Annotated in this window: 17 protein-coding genes; 13 read left to right on the top strand and 4 right to left on the bottom strand. The window is 52.5% G+C overall.

The features are described from left to right. Positions 1-5 precede the first annotated feature (5 nt). The 3 genes from gcvH (at position 6) to ACH0WD_RS04440 (ending at position 4,780) form a co-directional block, all read left to right on the top strand. Entirely contained in the window at positions 6-395 is a 390-nt protein-coding gene (gcvH, locus tag ACH0WD_RS04450) for a glycine cleavage system protein GcvH (RefSeq protein WP_001295377.1), read from the top strand. A gap of 162 nt (positions 396-557) precedes the next feature. Beyond that, entirely contained in the window at positions 558-3,431 is a 2,874-nt protein-coding gene (gene gcvP, locus ACH0WD_RS04445; protein ID WP_000194965.1) for an aminomethyl-transferring glycine dehydrogenase, read from the top strand. Between the two features lie 455 nt (positions 3,432-3,886). Continuing rightward, on the top strand, positions 3,887-4,780 hold the full coding sequence (locus tag ACH0WD_RS04440; protein ID WP_000819373.1) for a transporter: 894 nt from the start codon (positions 3,887-3,889) through the stop codon (positions 4,778-4,780). A gap of 47 nt (positions 4,781-4,827) precedes the next feature. On the opposite strand, the gene bglA is transcribed toward ACH0WD_RS04440, so the two are convergent. After that, positions 4,828-6,261: a 6-phospho-beta-glucosidase BglA gene (gene bglA, locus ACH0WD_RS04435; RefSeq protein ID WP_001230139.1), complete on the bottom strand. Its 1,434-nt coding sequence runs from the start codon at positions 6,259-6,261 to the stop codon at positions 4,828-4,830. 158 nt (positions 6,262-6,419) lie between these two features. On the opposite strand from bglA, the gene yqfB reads away from it, so the two are divergent. Both yqfB and ACH0WD_RS04425 read left to right on the top strand, forming a co-directional pair. Next, entirely contained in the window at positions 6,420-6,734 is a 315-nt protein-coding gene (gene yqfB / locus ACH0WD_RS04430) for a N(4)-acetylcytidine aminohydrolase (protein WP_001182977.1), read from the top strand. 160 nt (positions 6,735-6,894) lie between these two features. Beyond that, entirely contained in the window at positions 6,895-7,554 is a 660-nt protein-coding gene (locus tag ACH0WD_RS04425; protein ID WP_000250289.1) for a hemolysin III family protein, read from the top strand. A 115-nt stretch (positions 7,555-7,669) separates the two neighbouring features. On the opposite strand, the gene ygfZ is transcribed toward ACH0WD_RS04425, so the two are convergent. Next, complete coding sequence (gene ygfZ, locus ACH0WD_RS04420; protein ID WP_000874176.1) at positions 7,670-8,650, bottom strand: tRNA-modifying protein YgfZ; 981 nt, start codon at positions 8,648-8,650, stop codon at positions 7,670-7,672. A gap of 249 nt (positions 8,651-8,899) precedes the next feature. Between ygfZ and sdhE the strand changes: the two genes are divergently transcribed. After that, the gene (gene sdhE / locus ACH0WD_RS04415; RefSeq protein ID WP_000351186.1) at positions 8,900-9,166 is read left to right on the top strand and encodes an FAD assembly factor SdhE; all 267 of its coding nucleotides are present in this window, start codon (positions 8,900-8,902) and stop codon (positions 9,164-9,166) included. After that, positions 9,147-9,560 carry a protein YgfX gene (locus ACH0WD_RS04410; protein WP_000244756.1) on the top strand — a complete coding sequence of 138 codons (414 nt, stop codon included), beginning with the start codon at positions 9,147-9,149 and terminating at the stop codon, positions 9,558-9,560. Before sdhE ends, ACH0WD_RS04410 begins: the two co-directional genes overlap by 20 nt. A 52-nt stretch (positions 9,561-9,612) precedes the next feature. Here ACH0WD_RS04410 and fldB read toward each other — a convergent pair whose 3' ends face one another. After that, positions 9,613-10,134 (bottom strand): flavodoxin FldB, encoded by a 522-nt coding sequence (fldB, locus tag ACH0WD_RS04405; protein ID WP_001055885.1) that lies wholly within the window; start codon positions 10,132-10,134, stop codon positions 9,613-9,615. Positions 10,135-10,246: 112 nt separating this feature from the next. Between fldB and xerD the strand changes: the two genes are divergently transcribed. The 5 genes from xerD to lysS all read left to right on the top strand — a co-directional run bounded on the left by xerD (position 10,247) and on the right by lysS (position 16,349). Continuing rightward, positions 10,247-11,143, top strand: a complete 897-nt coding sequence (xerD, locus tag ACH0WD_RS04400; RefSeq protein ID WP_000434302.1) for a site-specific tyrosine recombinase XerD — start codon at positions 10,247-10,249, stop codon at positions 11,141-11,143. A 23-nt stretch (positions 11,144-11,166) separates the two neighbouring features. Further along, positions 11,167-11,880 (top strand): bifunctional protein-disulfide isomerase/oxidoreductase DsbC, encoded by a 714-nt coding sequence (gene dsbC / locus ACH0WD_RS04395; protein ID WP_000745614.1) that lies wholly within the window; start codon positions 11,167-11,169, stop codon positions 11,878-11,880. Positions 11,881-11,885: 5 nt separating this feature from the next. Beyond that, positions 11,886-13,619 carry a single-stranded-DNA-specific exonuclease RecJ gene (gene recJ, locus ACH0WD_RS04390; RefSeq protein ID WP_000813397.1) on the top strand — a complete coding sequence of 578 codons (1,734 nt, stop codon included), beginning with the start codon at positions 11,886-11,888 and terminating at the stop codon, positions 13,617-13,619. 104 nt (positions 13,620-13,723) lie between these two features. Beyond that, positions 13,724-14,822 (top strand): peptide chain release factor 2 gene (gene prfB, locus ACH0WD_RS04385; protein ID WP_010989230.1). Its coding sequence is split into 2 segments (ribosomal slippage): positions 13,724-13,798 and positions 13,800-14,822, totalling 1,098 coding nucleotides; the frame shifts between segments, so codons are not numbered across the junction. Between the two features lie 9 nt (positions 14,823-14,831). Beyond that, positions 14,832-16,349 carry a lysine--tRNA ligase gene (gene lysS / locus ACH0WD_RS04380; protein WP_000003339.1) on the top strand — a complete coding sequence of 506 codons (1,518 nt, stop codon included), beginning with the start codon at positions 14,832-14,834 and terminating at the stop codon, positions 16,347-16,349. 75 nt (positions 16,350-16,424) lie between these two features. On the opposite strand, the gene idi is transcribed toward lysS, so the two are convergent. Continuing rightward, positions 16,425-16,970, bottom strand: a complete 546-nt coding sequence (gene idi, locus ACH0WD_RS04375) for an isopentenyl-diphosphate Delta-isomerase (RefSeq protein ID WP_000133992.1) — start codon at positions 16,968-16,970, stop codon at positions 16,425-16,427. 264 nt (positions 16,971-17,234) lie between these two features. Here idi and actS point away from each other — a divergent pair, with 264 nt between their 5' ends. Next, complete coding sequence (gene actS, locus ACH0WD_RS04370) at positions 17,235-17,993, top strand: amidase activator ActS (RefSeq protein WP_000244317.1); 759 nt, start codon at positions 17,235-17,237, stop codon at positions 17,991-17,993. Positions 17,994-18,010: the final 17 nt, after the last annotated feature.

Below are 18,010 nucleotides of genomic sequence, written 5' to 3'. Positions count from 1 at the left end.
AATTGATGAGCAACGTACCCGCAGAACTGAAATACAGCAAAGAACACGAATGGCTGCGTAAAGAAGCGGATGGCACTTACACCGTTGGCATTACTGAACACGCTCAGGAGCTGTTGGGCGACATGGTTTTTGTTGATCTGCCGGAAGTCGGCGCGACCGTCAGCGCGGGTGATGACTGCGCCGTGGCGGAGTCCGTAAAAGCGGCGTCCGACATTTATGCGCCGGTAAGCGGCGAGATCGTGGCGGTAAACGATGCGCTGAGCGACTCCCCGGAGCTGGTGAACAGCGAACCGTATGCCGGTGGCTGGATCTTTAAAATCAAAGCCAGCGATGAAAGCGAACTTGAATCGCTGCTGGATGCCACCGCGTACGAGGCATTGTTAGAAGACGAATAATGTTGTGCCGGATGGCGCTAATGCTTATCCGGCCTACTCACTGCAACGCGAATTATTTTGCGTATTCGTTTTCGCACGCGTAGGCCCGGTAAGCGTCAGCGCCACCGGGCAATTGAGTTAGAGACAATCACGATTCACTGCACGTTTCAGGAACCATCGCCCATGACACAGACGTTAAGCCAGCTTGAAAACCGCGGCGCTTTCATTGAACGCCACATCGGACCGGACGCCGCACAGCAACAAGAGATGCTGAATGCGGTTGGCGCCGAGTCGTTAAACGCGCTGACAGGTCAGATTGTGCCGAAAGACATTCAGCTCGCGACTCCGCCGCAGGTTGGCGAGGCGGCAACCGAATATGCCGCACTGGCGGAATTAAAAGCCATCGCCGGGCGTAACAAGCGCTTCACGTCCTATATTGGCATGGGCTACACCGCCGTGCAGCTACCGCCGGTTATCCTGCGCAACATGCTGGAAAATCCGGGTTGGTATACCGCCTACACTCCTTATCAGCCGGAAGTCTCTCAGGGGCGTCTGGAAGCGCTGCTCAACTTCCAACAGGTGACGCTGGACCTGACAGGGCTGGACATGGCTTCCGCCTCGCTGCTGGATGAAGCGACCGCCGCCGCTGAAGCGATGGCGATGGCAAAGCGCGTCAGCAAATTGAAAAATGCCAACCGGTTCTTTGTCGCCTCTGATGTCCATCCGCAAACTCTGGACGTCGTGCGTACGCGTGCCGAAACCTTTGGCTTTGACGTCATTGTGGATGACGCGGCGAAAGCACTGGATCACCAGGATGTGTTTGGCGTGCTGTTGCAGCAGGTTGGTTCCACGGGCGAAATTCACGACTACAGCGCGCTGATTAGCGAACTCAAAGCCCGTAAAGTGATTGTCAGCGTCGCCGCTGACTTTATGGCGCTGGTGCTGCTTACCGCGCCGGGTAAACAGGGCGCGGACATTGTTTTCGGCTCTGCGCAACGCTTCGGCGTACCGATGGGGTACGGTGGCCCGCACGCGGCATTCTTTGCCGCCAAAGACGAATTTAAACGCTCCATGCCAGGCCGTATTATCGGCGTCTCAAAAGATGCGGCGGGCAATACCGCACTGCGCATGGCGATGCAGACTCGCGAGCAGCATATCCGTCGTGAGAAAGCGAACTCCAACATTTGTACCTCGCAGGTACTGCTGGCTAACATCGCCAGTCTGTATGCCGTTTATCATGGACCGGTTGGCCTGAAACGCATTGCGAATCGTATCCACCGCCTGACCGATATTCTGGCGGCAGGTCTGCAACAGAAAGGCTTAAAGCTGCGTCATGCGCACTACTTCGACACCCTGTGTGTGGAAGTAGCTGATAAAGCTGCGGTACTGGCGCGTGCGGAAGCGGCAGAGATCAATCTGCGCAGCGATATTCATAACGCGGTGGGTATTACGCTCGATGAAACCACCACCCGTGAGAATGTGGCGCAGTTGTTCAATGTTTTGCTGGGCGACAGCCACGGTCTGAACATTGAAACACTGGATAAAGACGTGGCGCTTGATAGCCGTTCCATTCAGCAAAGTATGCTGCGTGACGATGCGATTCTGACGCATCCGGTATTTAACCGTTACCACAGCGAAACCGAGATGATGCGCTATATGCACTCGCTGGAGCGTAAAGATCTGGCGCTGAACCAGGCGATGATCCCGCTGGGTTCCTGCACCATGAAGCTGAACGCCGCCGCCGAGATGATCCCTATCACCTGGCCGGAATTCGCTGAACTGCATCCGTTCTGCCCGCCGGAACAGGCGGAAGGATATCATCAGATGATTAGCCAGCTTTCTGACTGGCTGGTGAAACTCACCGGGTACGACGCCGTCTGTATGCAGCCTAACTCCGGCGCACAGGGGGAATACGCGGGGCTGCTGGCGATTCGTCACTATCACGAAAGCCGCAACGAAGGGCATCGCGATATCTGCCTGATTCCGGCCTCTGCTCACGGCACTAACCCTGCTTCTGCACATATGGCAGGAATGCAGGTGGTGGTAGTCGCCTGTGATAAGAACGGCAACATCGACCTGGACGATCTGCGGGCAAAAGCAGAACAACATGCTGCGAACCTCTCTTGCATCATGGTGACTTATCCTTCCACCCACGGCGTGTATGAAGAAACGATCCGTGAGGTGTGTGAAGTTGTGCACCAGTTCGGCGGTCAGGTTTACCTTGACGGCGCGAACATGAACGCTCAGGTCGGCATTACCTCACCGGGCTTTATTGGCGCGGACGTTTCGCATCTTAACCTGCATAAAACTTTCTGCATTCCGCACGGCGGCGGCGGCCCAGGCATGGGACCGATCGGCGTGAAAGCGCATCTGGCACCGTTCGTACCGGGTCATAGCGTGGTGCAAATTGAAGGCATGCTCACCCGTCAGGGCGCGGTGTCTGCGGCGCCGTTCGGCAGCGCCTCCATTCTGCCGATTAGTTGGATGTACATCCGCATGATGGGCGCAGAAGGCATGAAGCAGGCAAGCCAGGTCGCGATTCTTAACGCTAACTACATTGCCAGCCGTCTGAAAGACGCGTACCCGGTACTGTATACTGGTCGCGATGGCCGTGTGGCGCACGAATGTATTCTTGATATTCGCCCATTGAAAGAAGAAACCGGCATCAGCGAGCTGGATATTGCCAAGCGTCTGATCGACTACGGTTTCCATGCGCCAACCATGTCGTTCCCGGTGGCGGGCACGCTGATGGTAGAGCCGACGGAATCTGAAGGTAAGGCCGAGCTGGATCGCTTTATCGATGCGATGCTGGCTATCCGCGCAGAGATTGACCAGGTGAAAGCCGGTGTCTGGCCGCTGGAAGATAACCCGCTGGTGAACGCGCCGCACATTCAGAGCGAACTGGTCGCCGAGTGGGCGCATCCGTACAGCCGTGAAGTTGCCGTATTCCCGGCAGGCGTGGCAGACAAATACTGGCCGACGGTGAAACGTCTGGATGATGTTTATGGCGACCGTAACCTGTTCTGCTCCTGCGTACCGATTAGCGACTACCAGTAATTTACTGATTCGACTGTTTTCTAAAGGCGCTTCGGCGCCTTTTCAGCTTGTTAATAAAGTGCGTTTTGTTTATGTCGGATGCAGTGTGAGTGCCTTATTCAGGCTACAAAGTGTTACTAATTCAATACATTACAGTAAATCGTTGGCTCCTGTCAGGCAACCTGGCGTTTGTATCAGTGTATTAGCCAGAATTAAATTACCGGTTTTTTAGAGTCTAATGATTCATTGTGCATCATTTTTACCTTGCTGTTATTTAATCAAAACAACACAGTATATTTACATGTGGTTACAAATAGTTTCTCTCCGGAATCGTTATTTACCTCTCAATATAGTTACAAAAATTTCCGTATATTAAATTCATCAAGTTATTAATTTAAATTATAAATTAAAAATAAGCATAAATAACGTAAATATTTATTAACTTAGCGCTTTGTTTTTTATACCTGGAGGGAATAATGAAACGATTTATATTTCTGCCATTAATGACATATTTTCTATTAATGAATGCAATGGCAGCTAACGGAGAAAATAATCCCAGTAATCTATTAGGTGCACCAGTTAATACCGCTATTTCTGGTGGTTCAGTATTGCCGGAAGGAAAGTTATTAACCGCCGTGAATAGCTCATTTCGCGATAAAGATCATCAAATCGAGGGGCACGGAAGTCCGGATGTTTACTCCCAGATATGGTTATTGAAGATTCGTTACGGTTTGACCGACAGACTGGAATTATCAACAGTGGGTTCCTATATCAATAACAAACGAGACAATCTGTCTCCTGAGCATATAGAGGGAATGGGCGACCAATCGGTGGGGGTCAATTATGCTTTAATGAGCCAGCGAAGAGGTGATCCGTTTTGGGTTACGGTAGGCGGGGCATTATTACTACCCACCGGGCAAGATGGAGATAATCATTTGCCTGGGAATAGCGCCTGGGGAGGAAGAGTAACACTCACTTTAACAAAATTATTTACTCCTAACATTAAAGGGGATATGGGTTTTGTATATCAGGGACCATTTGAGCGCGGTAACCAGGACGTGAAACGAGGTAACGAATTCCAGTGGAATACCCAAGTGCGGTATATGTTTAGCGATTTACCGCTGGATCTTGGTCTGGAAAGTGCCTACAGCAATAATGCCTCTGGAACGAAAAAACTGTCTAATGGCAGCGTAATTAATAACCATTCTGGAACTACCGAATGGGTTGTTGGTCCGTCATTTAATATTGCCGTCGATTCACTGAAATTATGGTTTGGTGCCGGAGCCTTCTTCCCGGTAATGCAGGAAGCGAAGTCGCCAACCAAAATGGAAGATGTACGCTGGGAATTTAAAATAGGTAAGACCTGGTAAGACTCGTTCAAAGTGTTACCCGCCGACTGGCGGGTAACGTGCAGGAGTTAAAGCTTCTCGCCGTTGCTGGCAATCACCTCTTTGTACCAGTTGAAGCTTTTCTTACGCGAACGCGACATATCGCCCGTACCGTCATCGTGCTTGTTCACGTAGATGAAGCCGTAGCGCTTGCTGTACTGACCGGTGGTGAACGACACGCAGTCGATGCAGCCCCACGGCGTGTAGCCCATCAGGTCGACACCATCGTAAGTCACCGCTTTTTTCATCTCTTCAATATGGGCGCGCAGGTAGTCAATGCGGTAGTCGTCGTTGATGCCGCCATCTTCTTCTACTTTGTCGTAAGCACCAAAACCGTTTTCGACAATAAACAGCGGCTTTTGATAGCGTTCGTACAGTTCACACAATGAATAACGCAGGCCCACCGGGTCAATCTGCCAGCCCCAGTCAGAGGCTTTAACATAGGGGTTCGGTACGCTGCCTTCAAAACCGGAAATCGCATCGCCGCTACCGCCTTCGGCTTTGACCGCGTTGGTCATGTAATAACTGAAACCAAGATAATCGCAGGTGCCTTCGCGCAGCACTTCAAGATCGCCATCGTCCATTTTGATGTTAAATCCGCGGCGCTCCCACTCGTTCAACACATAGGACGGGTAATAGCCGCGCAGCTGCACATCGGTAAAGACGTAGCGTTCACGCATCGACTCCTGAGCAAACATCACATCTTCTGGTTTACAGGAGAAAGGATACAGCGCGACCATCGCCAGCATACAACCCACTTTCATCTGTGGATTAATACGACGTGCCGCTTTTACCGCCAGCGCGCTGGCGACAAACTGATGATGTAAGACCTGATACATGGTTTCTTCTGGATTCTCATGCTCGGTATACACCACGCCGGAACAGCAGTAGCCAAACAGCGGCGCGCGCCAGTTTCGCTGGTTGTTAATTTCGTTGAAGGTCATCCAGTATTTGACCTTATGTTTGTAGCGTTCAAACACGACTTCAGCAAAACGGACAAAGAAATCAACGACCTTACGATTGGTCCAGCCGCCGTAGTGCTGTACCAGATGTAATGGCATTTCAAAGTGGGAAAGGGTGATGACCGGTTCGATGTTGTATTTGAGCAATTCATCAAACATGTCGTCGTAGAATTTCAGACCGGCCTCGTTTGGCTGGGATTCGTCGCCATTCGGGAAGATACGCGTCCAGGCAATAGAGGTACGGAAGCATTTGAACCCCATTTCGGCGAAAAGACGGATGTCTTCTTTGTAATGTCCGTAAAAATCCACCGCCTCGTGGTTCGGATAGTATTTGCCAGCAACGACATTCTGGGTGATTTCGCGTGGCACGCCGTGTGCGCCGCCGGTTAGCACGTCGCAGATGCTGGGGCCTTTACCGTCTTTATTCCAGCCGCCTTCAACCTGGTGGGCGGCAACCGCGCCGCCCCATAAAAAATCTTTTGGCAGGGTGAGTTTTCTCATTGTTGCATAATCTCAATTTATTTAGTCTGTTATCATTCATTCTGCACCAAATGGCATGTAAAGCGTACGCAAAATTCCAGGGTGCTTGCGTGTCGGGACAAGAACATATTCAGATCGTAACATCCGCTTCAAGGGGCCATATTCAGGGGGATAACCACATGCAGCCAAATGACATTACTTTCTTTCAACGTTTCCAGAATGACATTCTGGCAGGGCGTAAAACCATCACTATTCGTGATGCCTCCGAGTCCCACTTTAAAGCAGGCGATGTGCTACGCGTGGGGCGGTTCGAAGATGATGGCTATTTTTGCACAATCGAAGTGACAGGAACGTCAACTGTGACGCTGGATACGCTGAACGAAAAACATGCGCAACAGGAAAATATGTCGCTTGATGAGCTGAAACGGGTCATTGCTGAAATCTATCCCAACCAGACGCAATTTTATGTGATTGATTTTAAATGCCTTCGATAAATATGAACGCGTGTTAGTTGAGTTTTTGTAATTAACTTATTGAATAATAAGCAAAATTTAATTTTGAGAATTTATTTTAGCTAACATGTGTTCACTGGAACCATTCTCAGTTACGCTAGAGGCGCAGTTCATCGTTATGAACGTTTCTCCGGAGTAAGTTATGGTGCAAAAACCATTAATGACGCAGGGATATTCGCTGGCTGAGGAAATCGCCAACAGTATTAGCCACGGCATTGGATTGGTATTTGGTATTGTCGGCCTGGTGCTGTTGTTGGTTCAGGCGGTAGAGGCGAATGCGGGTATGACGGCTATCGCCAGCTACAGTTTATATGGCGGGAGCATGATCCTGCTTTTTCTTGCCTCAACGCTTTATCATGCCATTCCTCATCAGCGGGCAAAAATCTGGTTAAAGAAATTTGATCACTGCGCTATCTATCTGCTCATTGCCGGAACCTATACGCCATTTCTGCTGGTAGGTCTGGATTCGCCGCTGGCGCGCGGACTAATGATTGTGATCTGGAGCCTGGCGCTATTCGGTATCCTCTTCAAGTTGACGATTGCGCACCGATTTAAAGTGCTTTCACTGGTTACGTATCTGGCAATGGGCTGGCTGTCGCTGATAGTGGTTTATCAGTTGGCGATTAAGCTGGCGATAGGCGGCGTGACGCTGCTGGCGGTAGGTGGCGTCGTTTACTCGCTGGGCGTAATTTTCTATGTTTGCAAACGCATACCTTATAACCACGCCATCTGGCATGGCTTTGTGCTGGGCGGCAGCGTGTGCCACTTCCTGGCCATCTATTTGTATGTGGGACAGGCGTAATTCCCGGATGCCCGTGCCGGATGGCGGCGCTGTCGTACCTTATCCGGCCTACGAGAGCAGCACGTGCGAGCCTGATGGCGTTGCGCTATCAGGCTATCCGGCTTTTAACGTGATATCACTCTTCCAACGAGTAAGGCAGCGGGACGATATGCAGGGTGTTGGCATCGTCGCGAACACGGAAGACGCTTTCGGCTTCTAAATCGTTATTCATGACGGCCTGAACCAGTAACTGACCATCGTCCAACTGTGTCGCCGCCAGAATAGCGCCGGTACGACGCCAGTTCTCGCCCATCTGTAGCTCCAGATCTTCTCCTGCTTCCGGTACCCGGCTGGCTTTGCCCGCCAGCAACCAAAGCGCGCGTTTATTGGCGCCGCGGAATTTTGCCCGTGCGACCATCTCCTGTCCGGTGTAGCAGCCTTTCTTGAAGCTGATGCCGCCCAGCGCCTGTAGGTTAGTCGCCTGGGGGATAAACTGACCGCTGTTCGCCGCGTCAATCACCGGAATGCCTGCTTCAATATCCAATGCCAGCCACTGTTGACTGTTATTCAGTTCGGCTTCGCCATGCAACTTCTCTGTTAACATGTTGGCCGTCGCGACATCGGTGACAAGCAGGAATCGTTCCGCAGGATGTTCAAACCATAGCAGCGTGGAGGCGCCGTCTCTGACCACCTGATTTTCGCTATTGGGCAGTTCGCTAAAGACATTAGCCAGCGCCGCGCGGGCCTGAAAACCGGCCACGCCAAGCAATACGCGTTCGTCATCCGGCGCGATGACCACTTTGGAAAATACGGCGTACTTTTTCAGCTCCGTTAATTGTGCTTCACGCACGCTACGGCGTTCAATCCAGGCGAAACCGTCGCGCTCACGGAACAGGCGCAGAGTGCTCCACATCTTACCTTTAGCATCGCAGTGGGCGGCGAGAAGGTGTTGCTGTTCAGTCATCTGGCTTACGTCAGCGGTGACCTGGCCCTGAATATACTTTTCACTGTCTACGCCGGTAATGGTCGACAGCGCCCAGTCGTCAAGCGCGATCAGCGTCAGCGGCAGGCGGGCTGACGATGAAGGATGACGCGGTGGAAAGGAGATAAAAGCCATAAATAATGTCCTGGTTAGCTGCAACAATAATGGTTAATGGTAAAAGAGCCATCGGTCATTGCAAGTGCTTTAAATAGCCCATTGAGAGCGGATTGATCGTTTTGCGAGGCGGTATCCAAAATGGATGAACATATTGATTCCCAGCCTTTTATTTCGCGATCGCGTTCCAGATTACTGAGATTCCCGTAAAACAACGCCAAAAACACGTTACAATAGCCCGGTACTTCATTTTCGCGAGGCAGGAAGAACATGGATATTCACAATAAAGCACGTATTCACTGGGCATGTCGTCGCGGTATGCGCGAACTTGATATTTCCATCATGCCGTTTTTTGAACATGAGTACGATAGTTTAAGTGATGAAGAAAAGCGTATTTTTGTCCGTTTGTTGCAGAGTGATGACCCGGATTTATTTAACTGGTTAATGAATCACGGTAAACCGGCTGACGCTGAACTGGAACAGATGGTCCGACTCATTCAGACACGGAATCGGGAACGTGGTCCTGTGGCAATCTGATTTACGCGTCTCATGGCGCGCTCAGTGGATCTCATTGCTCATTCATGGGCTGGTTGCCGCGGTGATTTTATTGATGCCCTGGCCGCTGAGTTATACCCCGTTATGGATGATACTACTGTCGCTGGTCGTGTTTGACTGTGTACGTAGCCAGCGCAGGATTAATACCTGTCAGGGAGAGATCAAGCTACTCATGGACGGGCGCTTACGCTGGCAGGGGCAGGACTGGACGCTCTTGCGTCCGCCCTGGTTACTGAAGAGCGGGATGGTGTTGCGTTTACGCGCAGAGTCTGGACGTCATCAGCATTTATGGCTGGCGGCGGATAGCATGGAAGAAGCGGAATGGCGTGAGTTGCGTCGGATACTGTTACAGCAGCCGATATCAGGCCAACACTGACGGAACGGCGTAAACGCGGTTCCGTCGAGAGGGAAATACAGCGAGTAAGGCTTCAGGCGTAGTGTTCGGCCATTTCGCCGAGAATTTGTTCACACCAGGTCTGTATACGCTCATCGCTGAGATCGTACTGGTTCGTTTCATCCAGCGCCAGGCCGACAAACAGTTGCCCATCCGCAATGACCGGTTTATTGCTGGTAAATTCGTAGCCTTCTGTGGGCCAGTAGCCGACAAATTTAACGCCTTTGAGGGCAAGTTTGTCATGCAACATACCCAGCGCATCCAGGAACCACTCACCGTAGCCGAGCTGGTCGCCCATACCGTAAAGCGCAACGATTTTGCCTTCCAGATTGAGATCGTCCAGTTGCTCCCAGACGGCTTCCCAGTCCTCCTGAATTTCGCCAAAATCCCAGGTGGGAATGCCTAAAATGAGCACGTCGTACTGCTCCATTAAGGCGGGGGCGTCATCCTTAAGGTTATGTAATGTCACCAGCTCCGGGCCGAGGATATCGCGAATTTTCTCTGCGGCCATCTCGGTGTAGCACGTGCTGGAACCGTAAAAAAGACCCATGTTCATTACGTTACATCTCGATTCTGCTATAGCGTTGCGGGTAGTGTAACAGAATCGCTGCATTCACGGCACAATGAGGCATAATGCACCCAAAGTCAGCGTGAAGTGGGGAGCGCGAATGGAACAGGATTTAGCGCGTATTGAGCAGTTTCTGGATGCCCTGTGGCTGGAACGAAATCTGGCGGAAAATACATTAAGCGCGTATCGTCGCGATTTATCGATGGTCGTTGCGTGGTTGCATCATCGCGGAAAAACGCTTGCGACGGCGCAGGCTGATGATTTACAAACGCTGCTGGCTGAACGGGTGGAGGGCGGATACAAAGCGACCAGCTCCGCACGCCTGTTAAGCGCTATGCGGCGCTTTTTCCAGCATCTGTACCGTGAAAAGTATCGTGAGGATGATCCGAGCGCGCAGTTGGCCTCGCCTAAGCTTCCGCAGCGTTTACCGAAAGACCTTAGCGAGGCGCAGGTTGAACGGCTCTTGCAGGCGCCGCTTATTGATCAACCTTTGGAGTTGCGCGATAAAGCTATGTTGGAAGTGCTGTATGCCACCGGTTTGCGCGTGTCGGAACTGGTGGGGCTGACAATGAGCGATATCAGTCTGCGGCAGGGCGTGGTGCGGGTTATCGGTAAAGGCAATAAAGAGCGGTTGGTGCCGTTAGGCGAAGAGGCGGTATATTGGCTGGAAACGTATCTGGAGCATGGGCGTCCCTGGTTACTCAATGGCGTATCGATTGACGTATTGTTCCCCAGCCAGCGTGCGCAGCAGATGACGCGGCAGACCTTCTGGCACCGTATTAAACATTATGCGGTACTGGCTGGAATCGATAGCGAAAAACTATCGCCGCATGTTTTACGTCACGCTTTCGCCACGCATTTGCTGAATCACGGTGCCGACTTGCGCGTTGTACAAATGCTACTTGGGCATAGCGATCTTTCGACGACACAAATTTATACGCATGTCGCAACGGAGCGTTTGCGTCAACTTCATCAACAGCACCATCCGCGGGCATGAGTGCTGACAGGAAAGGATAGTTTATGAAAAAGCGTTTTATGATGTTCACTTTACTGGCGGCGGCGTTTTCAGGCGTGGCCCATGCGGATGATGCGGCTATCCGTCAGTCGCTGGCTAAGCTGGGCGTTCAGAGTACGGAAATTCAGGCCTCGCCAGTGGCAGGGATGAAAACCGTCCTCACTCACAGCGGCGTACTGTACGTCACTGATGACGGCAAACATATTATTCAAGGGCCGATGTATGACGTGAGCGGCGCGCATCCGGTAAACGTGACGAACAAACTGCTGATGAGCCAGCTAAATGCGCTGGAAAAAGAGATGATCGTCTATAAAGCGCCGGATGAGAAACATGTCATTACTGTTTTTACCGATATCACCTGCGGCTATTGTCATAAGCTACATGAAGAGATGAAAGATTATAACGCGCTGGGGATCACGGTACGTTATCTGGCCTTCCCGCGCCAGGGGCTGGAAAGCCAGGCGGAGCAGGATATGAAATCTATCTGGTGCGCCAAAGACAAAAACAAAGCGTTTGATGACGCCATGGCAGGTAAGGGCGTGAAACCGGCAAGCTGTGACGTGAACATTGCTGATCATTATGCGTTGGGCGTGCAGTTGGGCGTTAGCGGTACGCCAGCCATTGTATTGAGTAACGGCTATGTGGTGCCTGGCTATCAGGGACCGAAAGAGATGAAAGCGTTTCTTGATGAGCATCAAAAACAGACCAGTGGTAAATAATACGCGTGAAACAACAGAGACAACTTCGTCGGCGCGAGGCTGATGAGACGACGGAACTCCCCGCCGATCTTCCTCCATTACTACGACGTTTATATGCCAGCCGGGGCGTTCGTAGCGCCCGCGAACTGGAGCGCAGCGTGAAAGGAATGCTGCCCTGGCAACAGCTTAGCGGCATAGATAACGCGGTGGAGATCCTCTACAACGCCTTTCGCGAAGGTACCCGCATTATTGTTGTTGGCGATTTTGACGCCGACGGCGCGACCAGTACTGCGCTAAGCGTATTGGGAATGCGTGCGTTGGGATGTGACAACATCAGTTATCTGGTGCCTAATCGCTTTGAGGACGGCTACGGTTTAAGCCCGGAAGTGGTCGATCAGGCGAAGGCGCGCGGCGCGCAGCTTATCGTCACCGTAGATAACGGCATCTCATCCCACGCCGGCGTAGCGCATGCAAAGACGTTGGGGATTCCGGTGATCGTGACCGATCACCACCTGCCTGGCGACACGTTGCCGGATGCCGACGCGATTATTAATCCCAATCTGCGCGACTGCGAATTCCCGTCTAAGTCGCTGGCGGGCGTCGGCGTGGCGTTTTACCTGATGCTGGCGTTGCGAACATTTTTGCGCGACAAAGGATGGTTCGACGAGCGCAACATTGCGCCGCCGAATCTGGCGGAGCTGCTGGATTTAGTGGCGTTGGGTACGGTAGCAGACGTTGTGCCGCTGGACGCTAACAACCGTATTCTGACCTGGCAAGGGCTAAGTCGTATTCGTGCCGGGAAATGCCGTCCGGGAATTAAAGCGTTGCTGGAGATATCGAATCGCGATCCGCAGCAGCTTGCCGCCAGTGATTTAGGCTTCGCGTTGGGGCCTCGCCTGAATGCCGCCGGCAGGCTGGATGATATGTCCGTTGGCGTGGCGTTACTGTTGTGCGATAACCTCGGCGAAGCGCGTGTTCTGGCCAGCGAGCTGGATGCGCTTAACCAGACGCGCAAAGAAATAGAGCAGGGGATGCAGGCGGAAGCGCTTATCCTGTGCGAAAAGCTTGAGCGCAGTAGTGAAACGCTTCCGGGCGGTCTGGCGATGTATCATCCTGAGTGGCATCAGGGCGTGGTCGGAATTCTGGCGTCGCGCATTAAAGAGCGTTTTCACCGCCCGGTGATCGCCTTTGCGCCTACGGGCGACGGCACGCTAAAAGGCTCAGGCCGTTCGATTCAGGGGTTGCATATGCGCGATGCGCTGGAAAGGCTGGATACCCTTTACCCTGATCTGATGATCAAGTTCGGCGGTCATGCGATGGCGGCGGGATTGTCGCTGGAAGAGCATAAATTCGAGCAGTTTCAGCAACGTTTTGGCGAGCTGGTGACGGAATGGCTCGATCCTGCCCTGTTGCAAGGCGAAGTGATCTCCGATGGTCCATTAAGCGCGGCGGAGATGTCTATGGAAGTGGCGCAACTGTTGCGGGATGCCGGACCGTGGGGGCAAATGTTCCCGGAACCGTTATTCGATGGTCGTTTCCGTCTGCTACAACAGCGTCTGGTGGGCGAGCGCCACCTCAAGGTGATGGTGGAGCCCGTCGGCGGCGGCCCGCTGTTGGATGGCATCGCATTTAATATTGATACGACCTGTTGGCCGGATAACGGCGTGCGGGAGGTAGAACTGGCTTATAAACTGGACATTAACGAGTTTCGCGGCAACCGTAGTTTACAGATTATTATCGATGATATTTGGCCGCTATGATCGGGGCGATTTAACAACACTTTCGCTGTAATTAAGGGGCGAAATCCGCTAATATTTCGCCCTTATAACCGCATTTTGACAAGTCAAATAAAAGAAATCAGACCATGTTTGAAATTAACCCGGTGAATAACCGCATTCAGGACCTCACGGAACGCACCAACGTTCTTAGGGGGTATCTTTGACTACGATGCTAAGAAAGAGCGTCTGGAAGAAGTAAACGCCGAGCTGGAACAGCCGGATGTCTGGAACGAACCTGAGCGCGCGCAGGCGCTGGGAAAAGAGCGTTCATCGCTCGAAGCGATCGTCGATACGCTTGATCAAATGACTCAGGGGCTGGACGACGTTTCCGGGCTGCTGGAACTGGCGGTAGAAGCTGACGACGAAGAGACGTTTAACGAAGCCGTCGCGGAACTGAATACGCTGGAAGAGAAGCTGGCGCAGTTGGAATTCCGCCGGATGTTCTCCGGCGAGTACGATAGCGCCGATTGCTATCTTGATATTCAGGCCGGTTCCGGTGGTACTGAAGCGCAGGACTGGGCCAGCATGTTGCTGCGTATGTATCTGCGTTGGGCGGAAGCGCGCGGCTTCAAGACGGAAGTCATTGAAGAGTCGGAAGGGGAAGTCGCCGGCATTAAGTCCGCGACTATCAAAATCTCCGGCGAATATGCCTATGGCTGGCTGCGCACTGAAACCGGCGTACATCGTCTGGTGCGTAAAAGTCCGTTCGACTCCGGCGGTCGCCGTCATACCTCGTTTAGCTCCGCGTTTGTGTATCCGGAAGTGGACGACGATATCGATATCGACATTAACCCGGCGGATCTGCGTATCGACGTCTATCGCGCGTCTGGCGCAGGCGGTCAGCACGTTAACCGTACGGAGTCCGCAGTGCGTATCACCCATATTCCCACCGGGATCGTGACGCAGTGCCAGAACGACCGTTCGCAGCACAAAAACAAAGACCAGGCCATGAAGCAGATGAAAGCGAAGCTTTATGAACTGGAGATGCAGAAAAAGAACGCTGAAAAACAGGCGATGGAAGACACTAAGTCTGATATCGGCTGGGGAAGCCAGATTCGTTCCTATGTCCTGGACGATTCCCGCATTAAAGACCTGCGTACTGGGGTGGAAACCCGCAATACACAGGCGGTACTGGACGGTAGTCTGGATCAATTTATCGAAGCAAGTTTGAAAGCAGGGCTATGAGGAATCAACATGTCTGAACAAAACGCACAGGGCGCTGACGAGGTAGTCGATCTTAACAATGAAATGAAGGCACGTCGCGAGAAGCTGGCTGCACTGCGTGAGCAGGGTATCCCGTTCCCGAACGATTTCCGTCGTGACCGTACCTCAGACCAACTGCACGCAGAGTTTGACGCGAAAGAAGCTGAAGAACTGGAAGCGCTGAATATTGAAGTGTCCGTCGCGGGCCGTATGATGACTCGCCGTATTATGGGTAAAGCCTCTTTTGTTACCCTGCAAGACGTAGGCGGCCGCATTCAGCTGTATGTGGCGCGCGATGATCTGCCGGAAGGCGTTTACAACGAGCAGTTCAAGAAGTGGGATCTTGGCGATATCCTCGGCGCGAAAGGTAAGCTGTTCAAAACCAAAACCGGCGAGCTGTCTATCCACTGCACCGAACTGCGCCTGCTGACGAAAGCGCTGCGTCCGTTGCCGGATAAATTCCACGGCCTGCAGGACCAGGAAGCGCGCTATCGCCAGCGTTATCTGGATCTCATCTCTAACGATGAATCCCGTAACACCTTCAAAACCCGTTCGAAGATCCTGGCCGGTATTCGCCAGTTTATGGTTGCTCGCGGCTTTATGGAAGTCGAAACCCCGATGATGCAGGTGATCCCAGGCGGCGCGTCTGCCCGTCCGTTTATCACCCATCACAACGCGCTGGATCTGGACATGTACCTGCGTATCGCGCCGGAACTGTACCTCAAGCGTCTGGTGGTTGGCGGCTTCGAACGCGTATTCGAAATTAACCGTAACTTCCGTAACGAAGGCATCTCCGTGCGCCATAATCCTGAGTTCACCATGATGGAACTCTATATGGCGTATGCGGACTACAAAGACCTGATCGAACTGACGGAGTCTCTGTTCCGTACGCTGGCGCAGGATGTTCTGGGAACCACCCAGGTTCCGTACGGTGATGAAGTGTTTGACTTCGGTAAGCCGTTCGAAAAACTGACCATGCGTGAAGCGATCAAGAAATATCGCCCGGAAACGGATATGGCTGATCTGGACAACTTCGATTCCGCGAAGGCGATTGCTGAAAGCATCGGCATTCACGTCGAGAAAAGCTGGGGTCTGGGCCGTATCGTCACCGAGATCTTTGACGAAGTCGCTGAAGCGCATCTGATTCAGCCGACCTTCATCACCGAATATCCGGCTGAAGTGTCTCCGCTGGCGCGTCGTAATGATGTGAACCCGGAAATCACTGACCGCTTCGAGTTCTTTATCGGCGGTCGTGAAATCGGCAATGGCTTTAGCGAGTTGAACGATGCGGAAGACCAGGCGCAGCGTTTCCTGGATCAGGTTAATGCAAAAGCGGCGGGCGACGACGAAGCCATGTTCTACGACGAAGACTACGTGACGGCGCTGGAACACGGTTTACCGCCGACAGCGGGTCTGGGAATTGGTATCGACCGTATGGTGATGCTGTTTACTAACAGCCACACGATTCGCGACGTTATTCTGTTCCCGGCGATGCGTCCGGTGAAATAAGATGTAAATTGCCGGATGGGGCATCAGCCGCCATCCGGCATCTCTTCGTTCAGGCGTAGCGCCATCAGGTAATCTTTAACGCTGGCAGTAATCGAGCAGTCGTTCACGCGCTTGTTCGTCTGACGCTTGCATGACCATCCACGGGCTAAATGCCCACGGCGTAGCGAGAAGGCTTTTCCATACGCTTTTAAATTCGCTCCACTGATAGTCCATCACCTCTTCGCTGTTAACCTGTAACACACTGGTTGCCCGCGCGGCAAATACCGGACAGACTTCATTTTCCACAATACCGTTTGGATCTGTCGCCCGATAGCTGAAGTGCGGATAGACGGGGGTGAGATCGGTAATTTCCACGCCGAGTTCGAACCGACAACGGCGGATGATCGCCTCTTCGGTGGTTTCGCCTTGTTGCGGATGACCGCAAACCGAATTCGTCCACACGCCTGGCCAGGCTTTCTTGCTCAGCGACCGTCGTGTTACCAGCAACTGACCATCTTCGTTAAATAGCCAGCAGGAGAAAGCCAGATGCAAAGGCGTATTAAGCGTATGAGCCGCATACTTTTCCAGTGTGCCGGAAGGCTTATCCTGCTCATCCAATAAAACGACATGTTCCTCAGTCATGAAAGCTCCTGAAAATTAAAATGACCCGGCAGCATGGCCAGGCCATATACTCAGACGATCAGCGTAGCGCATAACAGAAAGAAAGGCATTACCAAAACAGGCCCTGACAGAACGCAGACGAGCGCCATTGTGCCGTGAGTCGATATTATGCTGGCATATCGGATATTCGCGGCATCATCATCCACGCGGCCCCTTTCCGGCGTCAATGGATTGGGCATACGGCATTTGGCTGCTATCATAAGGCGTCTGTCAATAGAGTGAGGAATGGTTTTGAGCGCAGGACGCCTGAACAAAAATAGCCTGGGTATTGCGGTGCTGTTATGCGCAGGGCTGCTGCTGGCGGGGTGTTCCAGTAATTCCGGCTCAGGAACGTATTCCGGCTCCGTCTATACCGTTAAGCGCGGCGATACGTTGTATCGTATATCGCGCGCTACGGGAACCAGCGTGAAAGAACTGGCCCGACTGAATGGCATTTCTCCGCCTTATACTATTGAGGTGGGGCAGCGAATTAAAGTGCGCGGCAGCGCAAAGAGTAGCAGTTCAGCACGCAAAACCAGCAATAAAACAGCAACAAAAACTGCCGCGGTAAGACCGTCATCTTCGGTGCCAAAATCCTCCTGGCCGCCGGTGGGGCAGCGTTGTTGGGTATGGCCTGCTAACGGTAAAGTGATTTTACCTTATTCCACCGCGGAGGGCGGAAATAAGGGGATCGATATTGCGGGCGCGCGCGGAACGCCTGTTTATGCGGCGGGAGCGGGTAAAGTTGTCTATGTCGGGAACCAGCTGCGCGGTTACGGCAATCTCATCATGATTAAGCACAATGAAGATTACATTACGGCTTACGCTCATAATGACACCATGCTGGTTAATAATGGACAAAGCGTTAAAGCGGGGCAAAAAATCGCTACGATGGGCAGCACGGATGCCGCATCCGTAAGACTACACTTCCAGATTCGCTACCGGGCGACGGCCATCGATCCGCTGCGTTATCTGCCGCCGCAGGGGAGTAAACCGAAGTGCTGACGGCGAATTAATCGCCA

This window comes from Salmonella sp. 2020_1395 (assembly GCF_043848115.1).
Classification (GTDB): Bacteria; Pseudomonadota; Gammaproteobacteria; order Enterobacterales; family Enterobacteriaceae; genus Salmonella; species Salmonella enterica.
Note: the sequence above shows the minus strand (reverse complement) of the source record. Positions and strands in the feature narration are given on the sequence as shown.

Excerpts from the sequence above, each read along its gene's own strand:
- fldB (WP_001055885.1), bottom strand. The coding sequence starts at position 10,134 with ATGAACATGGGTCTTTTTTACGGTTCCAGCACGTGCTACACCGAGATG.
- idi (WP_000133992.1), bottom strand. The coding sequence starts at position 16,970 with ATGACTGAGGAACATGTCGTTTTATTGGATGAGCAGGATAAGCCTTCC.
- sdhE (WP_000351186.1), top strand. The coding sequence starts at position 8,900 with ATGGATATTCACAATAAAGCACGTATTCACTGGGCATGTCGTCGCGGT.
- xerD (WP_000434302.1), top strand. The coding sequence starts at position 10,247 with ATGGAACAGGATTTAGCGCGTATTGAGCAGTTTCTGGATGCCCTGTGG.
- actS (WP_000244317.1), top strand. The coding sequence starts at position 17,235 with ATGGTTTTGAGCGCAGGACGCCTGAACAAAAATAGCCTGGGTATTGCG.
- bglA (WP_001230139.1), bottom strand. The coding sequence starts at position 6,261 with ATGAGAAAACTCACCCTGCCAAAAGATTTTTTATGGGGCGGCGCGGTT.
- yqfB (WP_001182977.1), top strand. The coding sequence starts at position 6,420 with ATGCAGCCAAATGACATTACTTTCTTTCAACGTTTCCAGAATGACATT.
- ygfZ (WP_000874176.1), bottom strand. The coding sequence starts at position 8,650 with ATGGCTTTTATCTCCTTTCCACCGCGTCATCCTTCATCGTCAGCCCGC.
- dsbC (WP_000745614.1), top strand. The coding sequence starts at position 11,167 with ATGAAAAAGCGTTTTATGATGTTCACTTTACTGGCGGCGGCGTTTTCA.
- gcvP (WP_000194965.1), top strand. The coding sequence starts at position 558 with ATGACACAGACGTTAAGCCAGCTTGAAAACCGCGGCGCTTTCATTGAA.
- ACH0WD_RS04425 (WP_000250289.1), top strand. The coding sequence starts at position 6,895 with ATGGTGCAAAAACCATTAATGACGCAGGGATATTCGCTGGCTGAGGAA.
- gcvH (WP_001295377.1), top strand. The coding sequence starts at position 6 with ATGAGCAACGTACCCGCAGAACTGAAATACAGCAAAGAACACGAATGG.
- lysS (WP_000003339.1), top strand. The coding sequence starts at position 14,832 with ATGTCTGAACAAAACGCACAGGGCGCTGACGAGGTAGTCGATCTTAAC.
- ACH0WD_RS04440 (WP_000819373.1), top strand. The coding sequence starts at position 3,887 with ATGAAACGATTTATATTTCTGCCATTAATGACATATTTTCTATTAATG.